Origin of the sequence: Algibacter sp., from assembly GCF_039977455.1 — a bacterium.
Lineage (GTDB): Bacteria > Bacteroidota > Bacteroidia > Flavobacteriales > Flavobacteriaceae > Algibacter_B.
Genome location: NZ_JBDWDG010000011.1, coordinates 15,296 through 33,061 on the forward strand (window position 1 = coordinate 15,296; position 17,766 = coordinate 33,061).

Consider the following 17,766-nt stretch of genomic DNA (forward strand, 5'->3'; position numbering starts at 1 on the left):
ATAAATTAGTTTAAAAACGTAAGGGATTAACTACCTGTAGCAGCAAGCGTTTGTCTTGTTGGAGCAACTGTTAAACGCGTTCTTAATACAACTGGTTTTTTGTCTGTTTTTTGTGCCTTTAGAGTCTTGTTACAACTAAATTTAAGTAATAAAAGATTAAAGATTACAAGTCCAGAAAAAATTAGAGTAATTGTTAATAACATAGGCATTCAAGATTTAGAGTCCGACAATTTACTCTTTAATTCGTTAAACAGCAAGCATTTGTCAGTAAAATAATAATTTAATTCTTCTACGATACAAAATTAATAAATGTTTAGCATTGCACAATAGGTGTAAATATGTATTTTAGAATTTTTAGGATATACGCAATTTGTTAAGTAAAAAAATGAGGTTTTAGTATTTTGATGCATGTTTTTTTACTTACAACACAAAATTATAACAAATTGCGTAACCGTCTTTAAACCAGTTGTTTAATTATTTTTAAGCTATTTTTTTTAAATCAAGGGTAATTTTGCTGAAATAAATTTATTTTTGGGTAAAATTATAATTAAAATGAATCAACCTGAATGGGTCGTAGCTAAGGAATATCAAGATATCACTTATAAAAAGTGTCATGGTGTTGCTAGAATTGCTTTTAATAGACCAAATGTTCGAAATGCATTTCGACCAAAAACGACAAGTGAACTATATGATGCGTTTTATGATGCAAACGAAGACGTTAATATTGGTGTAGTATTGTTGTCTGCCGAAGGACCGTCAACAAAAGATGGCGTGTATTCGTTTTGTAGTGGAGGCGATCAAAAGGCTAGAGGTAAACAAGGTTATGTAGGCGAAGATGGTTATCATCGTTTAAATATATTGGAAGTACAACGTTTAATTCGTTTTATGCCTAAGGCCGTTATTGCTGTAGTTCCTGGTTGGGCTGTTGGTGGCGGACATAGTTTACATGTAGTTTGCGATTTAACGCTTGCTAGTAAAGAACATGCTATTTTTAAACAAACCGATGCCGATGTTACAAGTTTTGATGGTGGTTATGGTTCTGCATATTTAGCAAAAATGGTTGGTCAAAAAAGGGCTAGAGAAATATTTTTCTTAGGGCGCAATTATTCTGCTCAAGAGGCTTTTGATATGGGCATGGTTAATGCAGTAATTACTCATGATGAACTTGAATCTACAGCATACCAATGGGCTCAAGAGATTTTAGAAAAATCGCCAACCTCTATTAAAATGCTTAAGTTCGCCATGAATTTAACCGACGATGGTATGGTTGGGCAACAAGTTTTTGCTGGTGAAGCCACCCGTTTAGCTTATATGACCGATGAGGCTAAAGAAGGACGAAATGCCTTTTTAGAAAAACGTAAGCCTAATTTTGATAAAAAATGGATTCCTTAAATGGGTAGTTTTTCGACTTGGATTTCCGCAATGCGCTTAAGGACGTTGCCTCTTTCTATTGCCGGTATCATAATAGCAGGTTGTTTAGCATATTCTAATGGTGTTTTTAAATGGGATATTTTTATACTTGCAATTCTAACAACCCTGAGTTTTCAAATTTTATCTAATCTAGCCAATGATTATGGTGATGGTGTTAAGGGTACGGATAATGAAGATAGAATTGGTCCTGTTCGCGCCATTCAATCTGGAAAAATATCACCTAAAGCACTTCATAATGGTATTAAATTGAATATTTTAATATCTATTATTTTTGCTCTTTTGCTAATTTATTCGGCCTTTGGAGTGAAGCATTTTTTGCTAGGTCTATTCTTTTTAGTGCTTGCAGCTGGCTCTGTTGTTGCTGCAATTCGTTATACTGTAGGTAATAGCGCTTACGGCTATAAAGGCTTAGGAGATATTTTTGTATTTGTTTTTTTTGGATTAGTTAGCGTTATAGGAGGCTATGTTTTATTTGCAAAACAAATTGATTTTATTACCATTCTTCCTGCCATTACAATAGGCTTTTTAAGTACGGGTGTATTAAATCTAAATAATATGCGCGATAGGTTGTCTGATACTAAGGCTAACAAAATTACCCTAGCTGTTAAATTAGGAGAGAAAAACGTAAAACGTTATCATAATTTTTTAATTTTAGGAGCTATTGTTTTATCTGGATTATTCGGGATAATATATTTTACATCGCCTTATAACGTAATGTTCATGATTAGTTATGTACCTTTATTACTGCATTTAAAAAGAGTTAATGCCAATAAGGAACCCAAACTTTTAGATCCAGAATTAAAAAAATTGGCGTTAACTACAGTGCTATTAGCCATTTTGTTAGGAATAGGACATGTATTACCATTTTAGTATATTTAGTACTCATAAACTAATAATTTATTTTTAATGAAAATCACTTTTTACGGTCATGCTAGTTTAGGAATACAAATAAAGGACATTCATATTTTAGTCGATCCTTTTATTAGTCCTAATGAAAAAGCATCTCATATAAATATCAATACGCTTAAGGCGGATTATATTTTGATTACACATGCACATCAAGATCATATTGTTGATGTTGAAGCTATAGCAAAACGCACAGGAGCGGTTATTGTTTCTAATTTCGAAATAGTTAATTATTTTGGTACGCTTGGTATAGATGGACATCCTATGAATCATGGTGGTAAATGGGATTTTGAGTTTGGTACCGTTAAATACGTAAACGCGATACATACTTCCTCCTTTCCAGATGGTAGTTATGGCGGGCAACCTGGTGGATTTGTAATTGAAGGTGAACATAAAAATATTTATATAGCTGGCGATACAGCCTTAACTTTCGATATGAAATTAATTCCGCTTCAAACCAAGTTAGATTTAGCGGTTTTACCAATAGGCGATAATTTTACTATGGGTATTGATGATGCTATTTTAGCGAGCGATTTTATAGCTTGTGATAAAGTTTTAGGCTATCATTATGATACATTTGGCTATATTGAAATAGATCATGAAGTAGCAAAACGAAAATTCTTCGAAAGGGATAAAGATTTAATGTTGTTAGAAATTGGAGAATTTATTGAACTATAAATGATAAAAGCAACCTACAGCCCATATATTTTAAAGTTTAAACAGGCTAGTGGTACGTCTCGAGGTGTTTTAAAAACTAAAGAAACGTGGTTTGTATTTTTAAAATCTGGACATAAAAAGGGTATAGGTGAGTGCGGATTATTCAGAGGATTATCCATTGATGATACTGCCGATTATGAAGATAAACTAAAATGGGTTTGTAATAATATAACTTTAGGCTTAGACGCGTTATTAATTCATTTAAAGGAATATCCCAGCATTCAATTTGGCTTAGAAACCGCTTTCAAATCTTTGGAAAGTGAAGATGCATTTAATTTAATACCTTCAGGTTTTACTAGAAGTAAAGATGCCATTCCTATAAATGGTTTAATTTGGATGGGATCTGAAGCGTTTATGAAACAGCAAATTAAAGATAAAATTGAAGCTGGTTTTAGGTGTATTAAAATGAAAATTGGAGCCATTGATTTTCATTCTGAAATAAATCTTTTAAAATCTATTCGAAAACAATTTTCTTCAAAAGATATTGAATTACGAGTGGATGCCAACGGCGCTTTTCATCCTTCTGAAGCTTTAGAGAAATTAAAAATTTTATCAGATCTAGATTTACATTCTATTGAGCAGCCTATAAAACAAGGACAAATAGAATCTATGGCTATGCTTTGCGATAAAACACCGTTACCAATTGCTCTAGATGAAGAGTTGATTGGTGTGTTTTCTGTAACAAAAAAGCAAGAGTTGCTACAAATAATTAAGCCACAATTCATTATTTTAAAGCCTAGTTTGGTTGGTGGTTTTTCGGGTAGTAACGATTGGATTAAACTGGCCGAAAAACACCATATTGGATGGTGGATAACTAGTGCGTTAGAGAGTAATATAGGCTTAAATGCGATTGCTCAATACACCTATTCAAAAAACAATAGTATGCCACAAGGTTTGGGTACTGGTGGTTTATTTACTAATAATTTTGATAGCCCTTTACAAGTAAAAAATGGTACATTGCAGTACAATAATTTAATACCTTGGGAATTTAATTTATAATATGGATTACATACAACAAGCCTATAAAGGTTTACATGATTTTTGGCGTTATTTTATAGGTGTAATTATAATATTTTTTGCGTGGCAATTAATAGGAATGGTACCATTAGGAGTGGCTTTAGCGGTAAAAATATTTGGTGATGCATCTGTGAGTATGCCTACCGATATTCCTCAAATGAGTCAAGTTTTAGGAAGTAATTTATTCCTTTTGCTTATGCTATTATCTTTTGCATTTGGTCTTGTAGGGGTGTTTTTAACTTCAAAGTTTTTACATAATCAACCTATACTAAGTTTAACTACAGCGCGGAAAAAAATGGACTGGAAACGCTTTTGGTTCATCTTTATAATTTGGGGTGTGGTATCGACAGTCATGGTGTTAATTGACTATTATTTGAGTCCAGAGGATTATCAATTTAACCTTAATTTGCAACCTTTCTTAATTCTTGCTGTAATTGCCATTTTATTTATTCCGTTGCAAACTAGTTTTGAAGAGTATTTTTTTAGAGGGTACTTAATGCAAGGTTTAGGGGTGCTTTTTAAAAACAAATGGGCGCCTTTATTAATTACTTCTATCGGTTTTGGATTCATGCACATTGCAAACCCAGAAGTCGAAAAATTAGGACCTGTTATTATGGTATATTATATTGGTACAGGATTGTTTTTAGGGATTATAACACTTATGGACGACGGTTTAGAGCTGGCTTTAGGGTTTCATGCCGCTAATAACTTGTTTACCGCTTTATTGGTTACTGCCGATTGGACAGCGTTTCAAACACATTCTATATTAAAAGATTTGTCAGACCCATCAGAAATGGCATTAGCAGAAATATTTGTTCCTGTTTTTGTTGTGTTTCCTATATTACTTTTTGTACTTTCCAAAAAATATAATTGGACTAATTGGAAGGATAAACTTTTAGGCCAAGTGGTAGAACCACCAAAAGAAGATTATAAAATTTTAGATTAAAAAATATGACACCGAATTACAAGAATGTACATTTAAAATTTAAGTTAGATAATTTAAATTATAAGTATGACGACCTTATGGAAGTAGCTTATAGCTATGTTAAGGAAGGATTACCCTACCAACAAGAACTAGGTAATTTTTTATTAGATTGGTTAGACGAGAAAGATCATGTTATTGTAAAAACATCTGGATCGACTGGAAAGCCTAAAAAAATTGAAATTAAAAAGCAGGCTATGGTAAATTCTGCAATAGCAACGGGCGATTATTTTAATTTAAAACCCGGCGATAAAATTTTACATTGTTTACCATCAAACTTTATTGCTGGAAAAATGACCATTGTAAGAGCAATTGTTTTAGGTCTAGAATTAGATATGGTACAACCTGCAGCCTTACCGTTAATTGATTATGAAAAGGATTATACATTTTGTGCATTTACCCCAATGCAACTTAAAAATTTCGCAAAGTATTTAAAAAAGATAAAAACAGTAATTGTTGGTGGCGGTCGCGTGTCTCAGGCTATTGTAGAGCTTATAAAAGACAAAAAACCAAATGTGTATGAAACTTACGGAATGACAGAAACTGTGTCTCATATTGCTGTAAAAAAATTAAATAATTTTACTGGCGCTAAAGATGAAGCATTTTTCACTACGCTTCCAGGAATAAAAGTGTCTAAAGATGATAGAGGGTGTTTAACCATTAAAGCGCCTAAACTATCAGATGAAGAAATTATTACCAATGATATGGTTGATATAATTTCAGATACTAGTTTTGAGTGGTTAGGACGTTTTGATAATGTTATTAATTCTGGAGGAATTAAGTTGTACCCAGAACAGATAGAAAGCAAACTACAGGATAAAATACCAGGAGAATTCTTTATAGCTTCAAGGGAAGATGATACTTTAGGAGATAAGCTTATTCTAGTTGTTGAAGGTCAAAAAAGAGCCATTGATCCTTCCATCTTTATTGAGTTAGATAAATACGAAAAGCCAAAAGAAATTCATTTTGTACCCCATTTTAAAGAAACTAAATCGGGTAAAATTAATCGTAATAAAACGTTAGAAACTTTAAACTTGAATTAAGTAAACCTATTGCCTTATTCTAATTATTGAAAATTAAACCCATGAGTTTTATTAAACGTGTATTGTCCACTGTTACCGGCATTTTTGTATTTCTAGCTATTTGTTTTTTAGGTTTAATAATTTTAGGAGTTATATTAGGTTCAGGATCTGATGATTTAATTCGGGTAAAGCCTAATTCCGTTTTAGAATTAACCCTAGATTTTCCTATTAAAGATTATGAAGGGAAAATTGAATTTGCTGATTACCCCTTTTTGAATGAAAGTAGCAAAAGAGGGCTTTTTAATATTATCGATGCCATTAATTATGCTGCCATAGACCAAAATATTAAAGGTATTTCTATAGATAATAATTTTATTAATGCTGGAATTTCGCAAACAAAAGCGCTTAGAGGTGCCTTATTAAAATTTAAGGAATCAGGGAAATTTGTGGTTGCCTATGGCGATATTTATTCTCAAAAAGACTATTACCTAAGCTCAGTTGCCGATACGGTGTATATTAACCCTGTGGGCATGATGGAATTTAAAGGTTTGTCTACCGAACAGTTATATTTCAAAGATTTTCAAGAAAAAACAGGTTTTAAAATGGAAATCGTTAGAATAGGGAAATTTAAAAGTGCTGTAGAACCTTTTATAGCAAACAAGATGAGTGATAATAATAGAGCTCAAATCGAGGCTTATTTAAATTCACTTTGGTATGAAATGAAAAAGGATATCTCTTCTAGCCGGAACATTCCTGTAGAACGGTTAAATACTATTGCAGATAGTTTATTAGCAAGAAACCCAAGTTTAGCAAAATCGTCTAATTTAATAGACAGGGTAGCCTATCATGATGAGTATATTAATGCCATGAAATATGCTATAGGTATTGATGCCGATAAGGAATTAAATAGAATTGAAATAGGAGATTATTCGGAGTACGCAGCAAAACATATAGGCGGAAAATATAACAAAAATAAGATTGCAGTTATTTATGCCGAAGGTGATATCATTTATGGAGAAGGCGATGAAGAATCGGTGGGTCAAGGTACTATGAGTAAGTCGTTACAAGAAGCCAGAAGCAACCCAAATATTAAAGCCATTGTACTACGTGTTAATTCTCCTGGTGGAAGCGCTTTAGCAAGCGAACTTATTTGGAGAGAAATAGAATTGACTAAAAAAGTAAAACCCGTTATAGTATCTATGGGTAATTATGCCGCTTCTGGAGGTTATTATATAGCTAGTAATGCAAATAAAATAATAGCAGAACCAACAACTATTACTGGAAGTATTGGTGTTTTTGGTATGTTGCCTAACGGAAGAGAACTAGCAGAAAATATAGGAATAAACGCAGAGCAAGTGGTTACAAATCAAAATGCATTAACTTATAGTTTTTTTGAGCCTTTAAGCGAACAGCAAAAAATGTACATTAAAGAGGGGGTTATAAACGTTTATGATTTGTTTACTAATAGAGTGGCTCAAGGCAGAAATTTATCAAAAGCCCAAGTTGAAGACATTGCTCAAGGTCGAGTTTGGACAGGTGCAGATGCTTTAAAAGTAGGTTTGGTTGATGAATTAGGAGGTTTAGATTTAGCTTTAAAATATGCAGCAGAGGCAGCAGAAATTCAGGACTATTCCATTAGAGAGTTTCCTGTTTTTGAAAAAGACTTAGATAAAATGCTTGAGGATTTTGGCTTAATAAAAGCCAAAGAAACCATCTTGAAAGAAGAACTAGGAGAGGAACATTATAAAATTTTAAAAGAGATAAAATCCATGTCACAGAAAAAGGGTGTTCAATTGGTATTCCCTTTTAGATCTGAAATTAATTAGTTTAAATGATAACTGGACACTTACCTTTTTTTACTGTTGCATTTTAAAATAATAATCTAATGAACTTTTTCCAGATCCATAAAATAGAAAAAAAGCACAAGCAAAAAGTGTAATTAAAGCTAGAGTTAAATTCATTGAATTCATTTCGCCTTTAAAATTAATCACTACAGCACCAATTATAATGGGTATTTGTGCCATTATTGCCCAACGTGTTAAAAGTCCAGTAGCAATTAAAATTCCACCAATAAGGTGCGCAGGAGCCACATAATGAATTATTAGCATACCGCCAGCCATATTTTGCATGGGTTTAAAAAGCTCAACAAGCATTGCACTATTGGTCATGAAATCAATGCCTTTAAAAAATAAAAAGATACCTAATGCAATACGTAGCATGTTAATAGGCAAATAGGTGTGGTTGTTTGCCCACTTATTAAGTGTTTTTATGGTTATCATGACTGAATCTATTGATTTTCAATCATTAAGATACGAAATTTTAATTGGATTTAGAAATTAAACTTGAAGTATACCTAGGTTAAAAGGCTTTTCTATAGGAGCGTGGTTTGCAGCTTCTATGCCCATGCTAATCCAAGTTCTTGTGTCTAAAGGATCAATAATGGCATCGGTCCATAGTCTTGCCGCAGCATAATACGGAGACACTTGGTTGTCATAGCGTTCTTTTATTTTATTATAAAGTGCTTCTTCCTTTTCTTTAGTAAATTTTTCACCTTGTTTTTCAAGTGATGCTTTTTCAATTTGTAGTAATACTTTGGCAGCAGAATTACCGCTCATTACAGCAAGTTCTGCACTTGGCCACGCAAAAATTAATCTTGGATCATAAGCTTTTCCGCACATAGCATAATTACCAGCACCATAACTATTACCTATAATAACGGTGAATTTTGGAACCACAGAATTACTAACAGCATTTACCATTTTAGCACCATCTTTTATAATTCCAGAATGCTCACTTTTACTACCAACCATAAACCCGGTGACATCTTGTAAAAAGACTAACGGAATTTTCTTTTGATTGCAGTTAGCAATAAAACGTGTCGCCTTATCGGCAGAATCATTATAAATCACACCTCCAAATTGCATTTCTTTTGGTTTAGTTTTAGAGCCTGTAGTTTTTACTAGTTTACGTTGGTTAGCTACAATACCAACTGCCCAACCATCAATTCTAGCATAACAAGTTATTATGGTTTGTCCGTAACCAGCTTTATATTCATCGTATTCCGAGTTATCAACCAAACGCTTAATAATGTCATACATATCATATTGATCGGCACGACTTTTTGGAAGAATTCCATAAATATCTTCTGGATTTTCTTTTGGTTTTTTAGAAGCATTTCGGTTAAAACCTGCTTTATCATAATCACCAATTTTATCAATAATATTCTTAATGGTATCTAAGGCATCAGCATCATCTTTGGCCTTATAATCGGTTACGCCAGAAACTTCGCAATGTGTTGTGGCACCTCCTAAAGTTTCATTATCAATAGATTCTCCTATGGCAGCTTTTACCAAATAGCTTCCAGCTAAAAATATACTTCCTGTTTTATCAACAATTAAAGCTTCGTCACTCATAATAGGAAGGTAGGCCCCACCAGCAACACAACTACCCATTACAGCAGCTATTTGAGTGATGCCCATACTACTCATAATAGCATTATTTCTAAAAATACGGCCAAAATGTTCTTTGTCAGGAAAAATTTCATCTTGTAGAGGCAGATATACTCCAGCGGAATCAACTAGGTAAATAATAGGTAATTTGTTTTCAATGGCTAGTTCTTGTGCGCGTAAATTCTTTTTACCGGTTATTGGAAACCAAGCACCGGCTTTAACCGTGGCATCATTGGCAACAACAATACATTGTTTGCCTTTTACATATCCAATTTTCACTACTACGCCTCCAGAAGGGCAACCGCCATGTTCCTTATACATGTCTTCTCCTGCAAAGGCACCAATTTCTATGGATTTAGTCTTGGGATCTAGTAAATAATCAACACGTTCTCTAGCAGTCATTTTACCCTTGCTTTTATGTTTTTCAATACGCGAAGTGCCACCACCTAGACTTACTTTTGCAAGTCTTTTTTTTAATTCTGATACTAATAGTTTATTATGATCTTCGTTTTTATTGAAGTTGATATCCATAGGTTGATTAATTTAGTACGAATTTACAAAACCTATTTTGGTATTTAAAGTGAATATTTTGTTAAATAATATTACATGGAAATATATTCCTAGGAAAATAAATATTTTAAACCTATATTTGTACTATAATTAACAAATTGAAGAATGAATAAAAATAAAATTATCTATTACATAGCAACAGTAGTGCTATCTATTGTGGTGCTGTTTTCAGCAAATATGTACTTTTTTAAACATGAAATGATTAAGGGCGCTTTTACAGGGTTAGGGTATCCAACATACTTAATTTATCCTTACGCTATATTAAAATTACTTGGGTTGGTAGCGATTTGGACTCCAGGATTTAAGGTGCTTAAGGAATGGGCGTACGCAGGTTTTTTTTATGCTTTTACTTTAGCTTTTTTTGCACATACCATGGTGGAAGATGGAGGGCAAGGAACAGCACTGGTAGCATTAATAGCATTAGCCATGTCCTATATATTTAATAGATTAAAAAATAAACAAGTAATAAAATCAAATAATTAATGAAAAATATACTAGCATTTGCAGGAAGTAACAGCAAAAACTCAATTAACAAACAATTAGCCGAATTTACAGCGAGTTTGGTTGATGATGTTAAAATTACAGTTTTAGATTTAAACGATTATGAATTACCAGTGTTTGGCGTTGATTTAGAAAACGAAAATGGCATTCCGGAAAATGCTCAAAAGTTTTTGGACGCTATTAAATCTTCAAACGGTATAGTGTTGTCTTTGGCCGAGCATAACGGCGCTTACTCTACGGCGTTTAAAAATTTATTTGACTGGATGTCTAGGATAGATGGTAAATTATGGAGCGAGAAACCAATGCTGTTAATGGCAACTTCTCCAGGAGCTAGAGGAGGCGCTACAGTTTTAGAAATTGCTAAGGGACGTTTTCCTTTCATGGGAGGTCATATTATTTCAGATTTTAGTCTCCCTTCTTTTGGAGCTAATTTTTCTGCAGGAACGATCACGAATAATGAATTATTCAAAGAATTAAAGAGTAAAGTTACATTGTTTCAAAACGCATTATAACATAAATTATGGGAGATTTGTCAAAAGAAATTAATTCGAAATTTGCCAACATTAAGGTGAAGGCTTTATTGAATATTATATACACAGCAAATTTTATATCGAATTATCAAAATGAGTTTTTTAAACCTTTTGGAATTTCACCCCAGCAATACAATATTTTAAGAATTTTAAAAGGTGCTAAAGGCCCATTAAAGGTTCAAACCATTAAAGAAAGGATGCTGGAACGTTCTCCCAATGCCACAAGGTTAATGGATAAATTGTGCGCAAAATCATATATAGAACGTTGCGTTTCAGCAGAAGATAGGCGTGTAGTAAAAATTACAATTACAAAAGCTGGATTAGATTTTTTAGAAACTATTCCTATTAATTTTAATAATTCACTTTTAAAGAATTTAAGCGAAGCAGAAGCCGAACAGTTAAGTAATTTACTAGATAAAATGAGATAATTTAAAACAGTATTACAATGAAAACAATAATTCATAAAGCAGAAAGCAGAGGTTTTGCAAATCATGGCTGGTTACAAGCTAATCATTCATTTAGTTTTGCTAATTTTTTTGATAAAGAAAAAGTGCAATTTGGTGCTTTACGTGTACTGAATGATGACGTTATTGCACCTAAAATGGGGTTTGGAACACATCCGCATGCTAACATGGAAATTATCACCATTCCGTTATCTGGTGTGCTTAAACATAGAGATTCTATGCACAATGAATGGCAATCTGTTTTACCGGGTGAGGTGCAGGTTATGTCGGCAGGAACGGGTGTAGAACACTCTGAAATTAACGGGTCGAACACCGAACATTTAAGTTTGTTTCAAATTTGGGTTATCCCTAATAAAGAGGAGGTTAAACCGCGATACGATCAAAAAACCTTCGATGCCGAAGGAAGAAAAAATAAACTTCAAACTTTAGTGAGTTCTATAGATGAAAATCATGAAGGAAGTTTAAAAATTCATCAAGATGCTATAATTTCAAGGATAGATTTGGATAAGGGGGAAACTTTCGAGTATCAGTTAAAAAGTGAAACCCATGGTGTCTATGTTATGACTATTTACGGGAATCATATCGTTAATGAAAATGAGCTAAATAGTAGAGATGCTATTGGCATATCCAGTACTACAAATTTTAAAATAAAAACTAAAGAAAACTCCGGACTTTTATTTATTGAAGTTCCGCTTATTTAATAAAATTCGATTAATAGTTAAAAAGCATCCAAATTGGATGCTTTTTTTATTTAAAACTACGATATTTGCTTTTCAACTAACCAATTTTAAAAACGAAAAGATTATGGCGATGAATAAAAATACTGTTCTAGCATGGGCTACATGGATAATGATTTCAATGGGACTTTTACTTATGGGATTAGGCGCATTTAGATACGACGATGTTGCAGGATGGGGCTTTGGTGCTGTAGGTTTAGGTTTTTTTGCTGTGGCATGGGTGTTTAATGCACTAAAAGGTCGTGTATAACGATGTTCTTAAATTAATTAATTATTTCAAATTACAATGAGTGACGATAAGAAAGTAATTTTTTCAATGTCTGGTTTAACCAAGACATTCCCTGGTGCTAACACACCAGTTTTAAAAAATATTTATTTAAGCTTTTTTTATGGAGCTAAAATTGGAATTTTAGGTCTTAATGGTTCTGGAAAATCAACTTTGCTTAAAATTATTGCGGGTGTTGATAAAAATTTTCAAGGCGATGTAACCTTTTTACAAGATTACTCGGTTGGGTATTTAGAACAAGAGCCGCAGCTTGATGACGATAAAACGGTTATGGAAGTAGTTCGTGAAGGTGCTGCCGAAACTGTTGCTATACTTGATGAATACAATAAAATTAACGACCAGTTTGGATTGGAAGAAGTATATTCTAACCCAGATAAAATGGAAAAGTTAATGGCTAGACAGGCAGAATTGCAAGATCAAATTGATGCTGCAGGTGCTTGGGAGCTTGATACTAAATTAGAAATTGCTATGGACGCCTTGCGTACTCCAGATGGTGATAAAAAAATAGCTGTACTTTCTGGAGGTGAAAAGCGCCGTGTGGCTTTATGTCGTTTGCTTTTAAGAGAACCAGATGTATTACTTTTGGATGAGCCTACCAACCACTTAGATGCGGAATCTGTACATTGGTTAGAGCATCATTTAGCACAATATAAAGGAACTGTAATTGCAGTAACGCATGATAGATATTTTTTAGATAATGTTGCCGGTTGGATTTTAGAGTTGGATAGAGGTGAAGGTATCCCATGGAAAGGGAACTACTCATCGTGGTTAGACCAAAAATCTAAACGCATGGCTCAAGAAAGTAAAACAGCATCTAAGCGTCAAAAAACTTTAGAGCGTGAGCTAGACTGGGTACGTCAAGGAGCTAAAGGACGTCAAACCAAACAAAAAGCACGTTTAAAAAATTACGATAAGTTAATGAGTCAAGATCAAAAACAACTTGACGAAAAACTTGAAATATACATACCAAACGGACCACGTTTAGGAACCAATGTTATTGAGGCCAAAGGGGTTGCAAAAGGATATGGTGATAAGTTGTTATACGACGATTTAAACTTTAATTTACCACAAGCAGGAATTGTTGGTGTTATTGGGCCAAATGGTGCTGGTAAAACCACAATTTTTAGAATGATAATGGGCGAGGAAACACCAGATAAAGGTGAGTTTACTGTTGGTGAAACAGCAAAACTAGCTTATGTGGATCAAAAACATTCAAACATAGATCCAGAGAAAACCATTTGGCAAAACTTTAGTGATGAGCAAGAGTTGGTTATGATGGGAGGAAAAGAGGTAAACTCTAGAGCGTATTTAAGTCGATTTAACTTTTCTGGTGGCGAGCAAAACAAAAAAGTAAAATTACTTTCTGGTGGTGAACGTAACCGTTTGCATTTAGCTATGACGCTTAAAGAAGAAGGTAACGTATTGCTTTTAGATGAGCCAACAAATGATCTTGATGTTAATACCTTAAGAGCCTTAGAGGAAGGTTTAGAAAACTTTGCAGGTTGTGCGGTAGTAATTAGTCACGACCGTTGGTTTTTAGATAGAATATGTACACATATTTTAGCTTTTGAAGGGGATAGTCAAGTTTATTTCTTTGAAGGTAGTTTTTCTGATTATGAAGAAAACAAGAAGAAACGACTTGGTGGCGATTTAATGCCAAAGCGTATTAAATACAGAAAATTAGTAAGATAATTTTATTCGGAACATAAAAAAAGGCTCACTTAAACGTGAGCCTTTTTTGTTTTAAAACATGAAATAGTTTAATCTATCCAAATGGATTTAGTATTGGTAAATTCTCGAATTCCGTAACCGGAAAGTTCTCTACCATATCCACTTGTTTTTATACCTCCAAATGGCATCCTAGGATCTGAAACGACTAATTTATTTACAAAGCTGCTTCCAGCTTCTAGTTGTAAGGCTACTTTTTCACCACGAATTTTATTCTTGGTAATAACACCAGAACCTAAACCGAATTTTGAATTATTTGCCAATTCAATGGCATGCTTTTCGTCTTTTGCTTTTATTACAGATGCTACAGGGCCAAATAATTCTTCATCAAAAGCTTCCATACCTGGTTCTAAATCTGCTAAAATAGTAGCAGGGTAATAGGCACCTTTTCTGTCTGGAACAGTTCCGCCAATAATTAGCTTTCCGCCTTGTTTTATAGTTTTTTCAACTTGTTTATGCAATTCATCTCTTAAATCTATTCTAGCCAACGGACCGTAATACGTATCTTCGTCTGTAGGATCTCCCATTTTAGCAGCCTTCATTTTTTCTGTGAATAATTTTAGAAAATCGTTGTAAATAGCATCCAAAACTATAATTCGTTTTGCGGCAATACAGGTTTGTCCGTTGTTTTGTAATCGGCCATAAGTAGCTAGTTCAGTAGCTATTTCCAAATCGGCATCATCCAATACAACGTAAGCATCGCTACCACCTAATTCTAAAACGGATTTCTTTAAATGTTTACCAGCAATTGATGCTACTGATTGTCCTGCGGGTGCGCTTCCTGTTAAGGTTACTGCAACAATATGATTATTTTCTATAATAGGTTCAACACGATCGGAACTTACATTTAAATTGCTAAAAATAGCCTTCGGAAATCCAGCTTGGTTTAATGCATCTTCCAAAGCAAAGGCGCAACCTTGTACATTCGAAGCGTGTTTTAAAACCGCAGTGTTTCCTGCCATTAACGATGGAGCTAAAAACCGAATAACTTGATAAAACGGGAAGTTCCAAGGCATAATTGCTAAAATAACACCTATAGGCTGAAAAGTCACGTAACTTTTGCTAGCCTCAGTTTTAACAGGTTCACTGGCTAATAATGCTTCTGAGTGTTCAGCATAATATCGACAAATTTTGGCACATTTTTCTATTTCTTTTCTAGCTTGAACGATGGGTTTTCCCATTTCTTGGGTTGCCAATCGTGCATATGCTTCATTTCGTTTATCGAATACATCAGCAAGTTTATTCATCAATGTAGTACGTTCTGTAAAAGACGTTTTTTTCCATGATTGAAATGCAACATTTGCTTTTTCGAGTTGTTCTTCAACTTCAGAATCTGTTAAACGATTATATGTTTTTATAGAAGCCTCTGTAGCTGGATTTATAGTGGTTATTTTCTTCATATTTCTTAAATGTACTGACACATTATCTTTCAATTTAAAAAAGGCCTCCTTACGTCATGGTTTTATTAACGGATTAAGGTTTCATAAAGGTTATTAACGCTCCCGGAAATATTTTCCTATAATTGTGGAAATAAAGTTGATCCAATTCTGCTGTAAAGTGTTAACAAAATATACATAATGTTTTAGTTATCACCGTACATATGGCCATCGGTGAAATCCTTATAACTATCTTCATCAGTTTCAGGAATTTTTGTATCCATAGCCTCTAGGCGTTCATTTTCCTTTTTTAATTTATATGATTTTCTAACACCAAGAAGTAGTATAACGCCAAAAAACACAGTAATTACAACAAGTACAATAAGTATACTTGATTCACTTATAAGAGAGAATGTAGTAAAATTGGAAAGTTGAATTTTAAGTAGCATTTTAAGGGATAAATAGAGTTCGGTTATTAACAAATATAATCTATTCTATTAAATTGTCAGATATTTTTTATTAACTGTAACATTTTAATAATTTGTGATACCTATAAAAGGAGCAAGGGGAATTATTTTTTAATTGAAGCTGGTTTAAATAGTGAATTAAGCTTTTAAATTCAGAATTTTTAACGAAATTGCTTACTTAATAATAATGTTCAACTTTAAACACAAAATATAAGATGTCTGATGATTTTGATTTATTAGAAACCAATTCTAGCGAAAAAACCGAGAAAGTAGATGTTGATTGGGGAAAAGCCATTGACACAATGAAATCTAAATTGTCTCAAGAAGACGATCCAGAATCTAGGCAGAAAATATTAAATGCCACTTTGGACGATGTGGTTCATATGGCAGAAAAAGACAGAACAACCCTTTTAGATGCCATAAAAGATTTAACTGATTATCAAGACGAAGTTGGTATTATGTTCGAAAAATTTTCTGCACTAAATCCAACTGAGCAGAAGGTTATTGACGATGCACAAAAAGCATTAGAGCGTGCAAGAATAGAATTAGAAGATGCAAAAAATAAACCAGATACCTGGTGGAATAACCTTTGGGGACGTAAAAGTAAAATCAAAAAGGAGGAAGCAGAGTTTGCTATAGCCGAAAAAACTAGAGCGGGCGCCGATAATAAGGCAAAAGCCATGTTTCAAGAGCGTATTGAAAGTGCCGATGTACAAACGCTTTTAAGCGAGTTATCTTATAAGTCGCAAGCTGCGGTTACCCGTTTAAAAAACCGTGAGGTTGAAATTAAAGAGGTGGAAGAAAAGCTAAAAGATGCTATTGTAGAAGCTTCAAAAAATCATACAAAAGCTTTAGCTAAAAAGAAAGAAGTAGAAGCAAAGCTCGAAGAGAACTATGCTTTATTAAAGCAGGCGCGTCAAGCCCTGGAAGATATTGCCGATAAACAATCTACCGAGTATTCCGAGGCCATTGGAAAAATGACCGCTTTAGAGCAAAAAGTGGAGGAACTTGAAGGTCTTAAAAATGCCTACACGACTTTAGCGGCTAGTAAAGATAGTTTTGTGCACAAGCACAATTTAACCATTAAAGTATTAACATCTTTACGCAGTAATTTACAAACGCATCGTGCAAAATTAAAGAGTGATACCGAAGAGCGTCTTAAATATTACGATGGTTACGTAGTGGCTTTAAAAGCACGTACCGATCAAGAATTTGCAGCCATTTTAGAACATTTAGGGGTTAAAACCGACGAGCATATTGGAGAAACTTTAGCATCTATGCACACAGCAAGTGCTAAAGCACGTCAAGATATGATGGATAACATTCCTGTGCACGAAAAAGTTATGCAAGGCGTTTACAGCAGTTATGCCGAGGCTTTACAAGAAATTCGTGCTAAAGATGGTGAAATCCAAAAGAATTTTGCTGAGCGTTACGGTATTGATATGAAAGAAATTTTTGAAGATTATTATAATGCCGAAAACACAACACCTAAAGGAGATGATGGTGAACCCGCAGGAGAGCCAGCAGCAAAACCAGAAGCTAACGACGACGATTTATTAAGTTAAATTGTTCCATCGAGTAAT

At 33.6% G+C, this 17,766-nt stretch carries 18 protein-coding genes; 14 read left to right on the forward strand and 4 right to left on the reverse strand.

Annotated elements, in window-relative coordinates:
• The first annotated feature begins 552 nt into the window (after window positions 1-552).
• The 7 genes from ABJM36_RS02555 to sppA are packed head-to-tail and all read left to right on the forward strand — an operon-like array spanning window position 553 to window position 7,901.
• A complete protein-coding gene (locus ABJM36_RS02555; RefSeq protein ID WP_348448855.1) occupies window positions 553-1,392 on the forward strand; it encodes a 1,4-dihydroxy-2-naphthoyl-CoA synthase in 840 nt (279 codons plus the stop codon).
• Complete coding sequence (gene menA, locus ABJM36_RS02560; RefSeq protein WP_348448857.1) at window positions 1,393-2,301, forward strand: 1,4-dihydroxy-2-naphthoate octaprenyltransferase; 909 nt, start codon at window positions 1,393-1,395, stop codon at window positions 2,299-2,301.
• A 36-nt stretch (window positions 2,302-2,337) separates the two neighbouring features.
• Complete coding sequence (locus ABJM36_RS02565; RefSeq protein ID WP_348448859.1) at window positions 2,338-3,015, forward strand: metal-dependent hydrolase; 678 nt, start codon at window positions 2,338-2,340, stop codon at window positions 3,013-3,015.
• Entirely contained in the window at window positions 3,016-4,053 is a 1,038-nt protein-coding gene (locus tag ABJM36_RS02570) for an o-succinylbenzoate synthase (protein WP_348448861.1), read from the forward strand.
• Between the two features lies 1 nt (window position 4,054).
• Window positions 4,055-5,017, forward strand: coding sequence for a CPBP family intramembrane glutamic endopeptidase (locus ABJM36_RS02575; RefSeq protein ID WP_348448863.1), 963 nt, complete (start codon window positions 4,055-4,057; stop codon window positions 5,015-5,017).
• 5 nt (window positions 5,018-5,022) lie between these two features.
• Complete coding sequence (locus ABJM36_RS02580; protein WP_348448865.1) at window positions 5,023-6,096, forward strand: AMP-binding protein; 1,074 nt, start codon at window positions 5,023-5,025, stop codon at window positions 6,094-6,096.
• Window positions 6,097-6,137: 41 nt separating this feature from the next.
• Window positions 6,138-7,901, forward strand: a complete 1,764-nt coding sequence (sppA, locus tag ABJM36_RS02585; protein WP_348448867.1) for a signal peptide peptidase SppA — start codon at window positions 6,138-6,140, stop codon at window positions 7,899-7,901.
• A gap of 30 nt (window positions 7,902-7,931) precedes the next feature.
• Here sppA and ABJM36_RS02590 read toward each other — a convergent pair whose 3' ends face one another.
• Together ABJM36_RS02590 and ABJM36_RS02595 are read right to left on the reverse strand one after the other, a co-directional pair.
• Window positions 7,932-8,354: a DoxX family protein gene (locus tag ABJM36_RS02590; RefSeq protein ID WP_348448869.1), complete on the reverse strand. Its 423-nt coding sequence runs from the start codon at window positions 8,352-8,354 to the stop codon at window positions 7,932-7,934.
• A 57-nt stretch (window positions 8,355-8,411) separates the two neighbouring features.
• Window positions 8,412-10,055: a carboxyl transferase domain-containing protein gene (locus ABJM36_RS02595; protein ID WP_348448871.1), complete on the reverse strand. Its 1,644-nt coding sequence runs from the start codon at window positions 10,053-10,055 to the stop codon at window positions 8,412-8,414.
• A 144-nt stretch (window positions 10,056-10,199) separates the two neighbouring features.
• Here ABJM36_RS02595 and ABJM36_RS02600 point away from each other — a divergent pair, with 144 nt between their 5' ends.
• The 6 genes from ABJM36_RS02600 to ettA all read left to right on the forward strand — a co-directional run bounded on the left by ABJM36_RS02600 (window position 10,200) and on the right by ettA (window position 14,304).
• Entirely contained in the window at window positions 10,200-10,577 is a 378-nt protein-coding gene (locus tag ABJM36_RS02600; protein WP_348448873.1) for a DoxX family protein, read from the forward strand.
• Window positions 10,577-11,107 carry an NAD(P)H-dependent oxidoreductase gene (locus tag ABJM36_RS02605; RefSeq protein ID WP_348448875.1) on the forward strand — a complete coding sequence of 177 codons (531 nt, stop codon included), beginning with the start codon at window positions 10,577-10,579 and terminating at the stop codon, window positions 11,105-11,107. Before ABJM36_RS02600 ends, ABJM36_RS02605 begins: the two co-directional genes overlap by 1 nt.
• Window positions 11,108-11,115: 8 nt before the next feature.
• On the forward strand, window positions 11,116-11,553 hold the full coding sequence (locus tag ABJM36_RS02610) for a MarR family transcriptional regulator (RefSeq protein ID WP_348448877.1): 438 nt from the start codon (window positions 11,116-11,118) through the stop codon (window positions 11,551-11,553).
• Between the two features lie 17 nt (window positions 11,554-11,570).
• Window positions 11,571-12,290 carry a pirin family protein gene (locus tag ABJM36_RS02615; protein WP_348448879.1) on the forward strand — a complete coding sequence of 240 codons (720 nt, stop codon included), beginning with the start codon at window positions 11,571-11,573 and terminating at the stop codon, window positions 12,288-12,290.
• Between the two features lie 109 nt (window positions 12,291-12,399).
• Window positions 12,400-12,576, forward strand: a complete 177-nt coding sequence (locus ABJM36_RS02620) for a CAL67264 family membrane protein (RefSeq protein ID WP_241678341.1) — start codon at window positions 12,400-12,402, stop codon at window positions 12,574-12,576.
• A 36-nt stretch (window positions 12,577-12,612) separates the two neighbouring features.
• On the forward strand, window positions 12,613-14,304 hold the full coding sequence (gene ettA, locus ABJM36_RS02625; protein WP_348448882.1) for an energy-dependent translational throttle protein EttA: 1,692 nt from the start codon (window positions 12,613-12,615) through the stop codon (window positions 14,302-14,304).
• A 68-nt stretch (window positions 14,305-14,372) separates the two neighbouring features.
• Here ettA and ABJM36_RS02630 read toward each other — a convergent pair whose 3' ends face one another.
• Both ABJM36_RS02630 and ABJM36_RS02635 read right to left on the reverse strand, forming a co-directional pair.
• Complete coding sequence (locus ABJM36_RS02630; protein WP_348448884.1) at window positions 14,373-15,740, reverse strand: NAD-dependent succinate-semialdehyde dehydrogenase; 1,368 nt, start codon at window positions 15,738-15,740, stop codon at window positions 14,373-14,375.
• Between the two features lie 182 nt (window positions 15,741-15,922).
• A complete protein-coding gene (locus ABJM36_RS02635; protein WP_348448886.1) occupies window positions 15,923-16,165 on the reverse strand; it encodes a hypothetical protein in 243 nt (80 codons plus the stop codon).
• Window positions 16,166-16,398: 233 nt separating this feature from the next.
• Between ABJM36_RS02635 and ABJM36_RS02640 the strand changes: the two genes are divergently transcribed.
• Window positions 16,399-17,748, forward strand: a complete 1,350-nt coding sequence (locus tag ABJM36_RS02640; protein WP_348448888.1) for a microtubule-binding protein — start codon at window positions 16,399-16,401, stop codon at window positions 17,746-17,748.
• The last annotated feature ends 18 nt before the right edge of the window (window positions 17,749-17,766 follow it).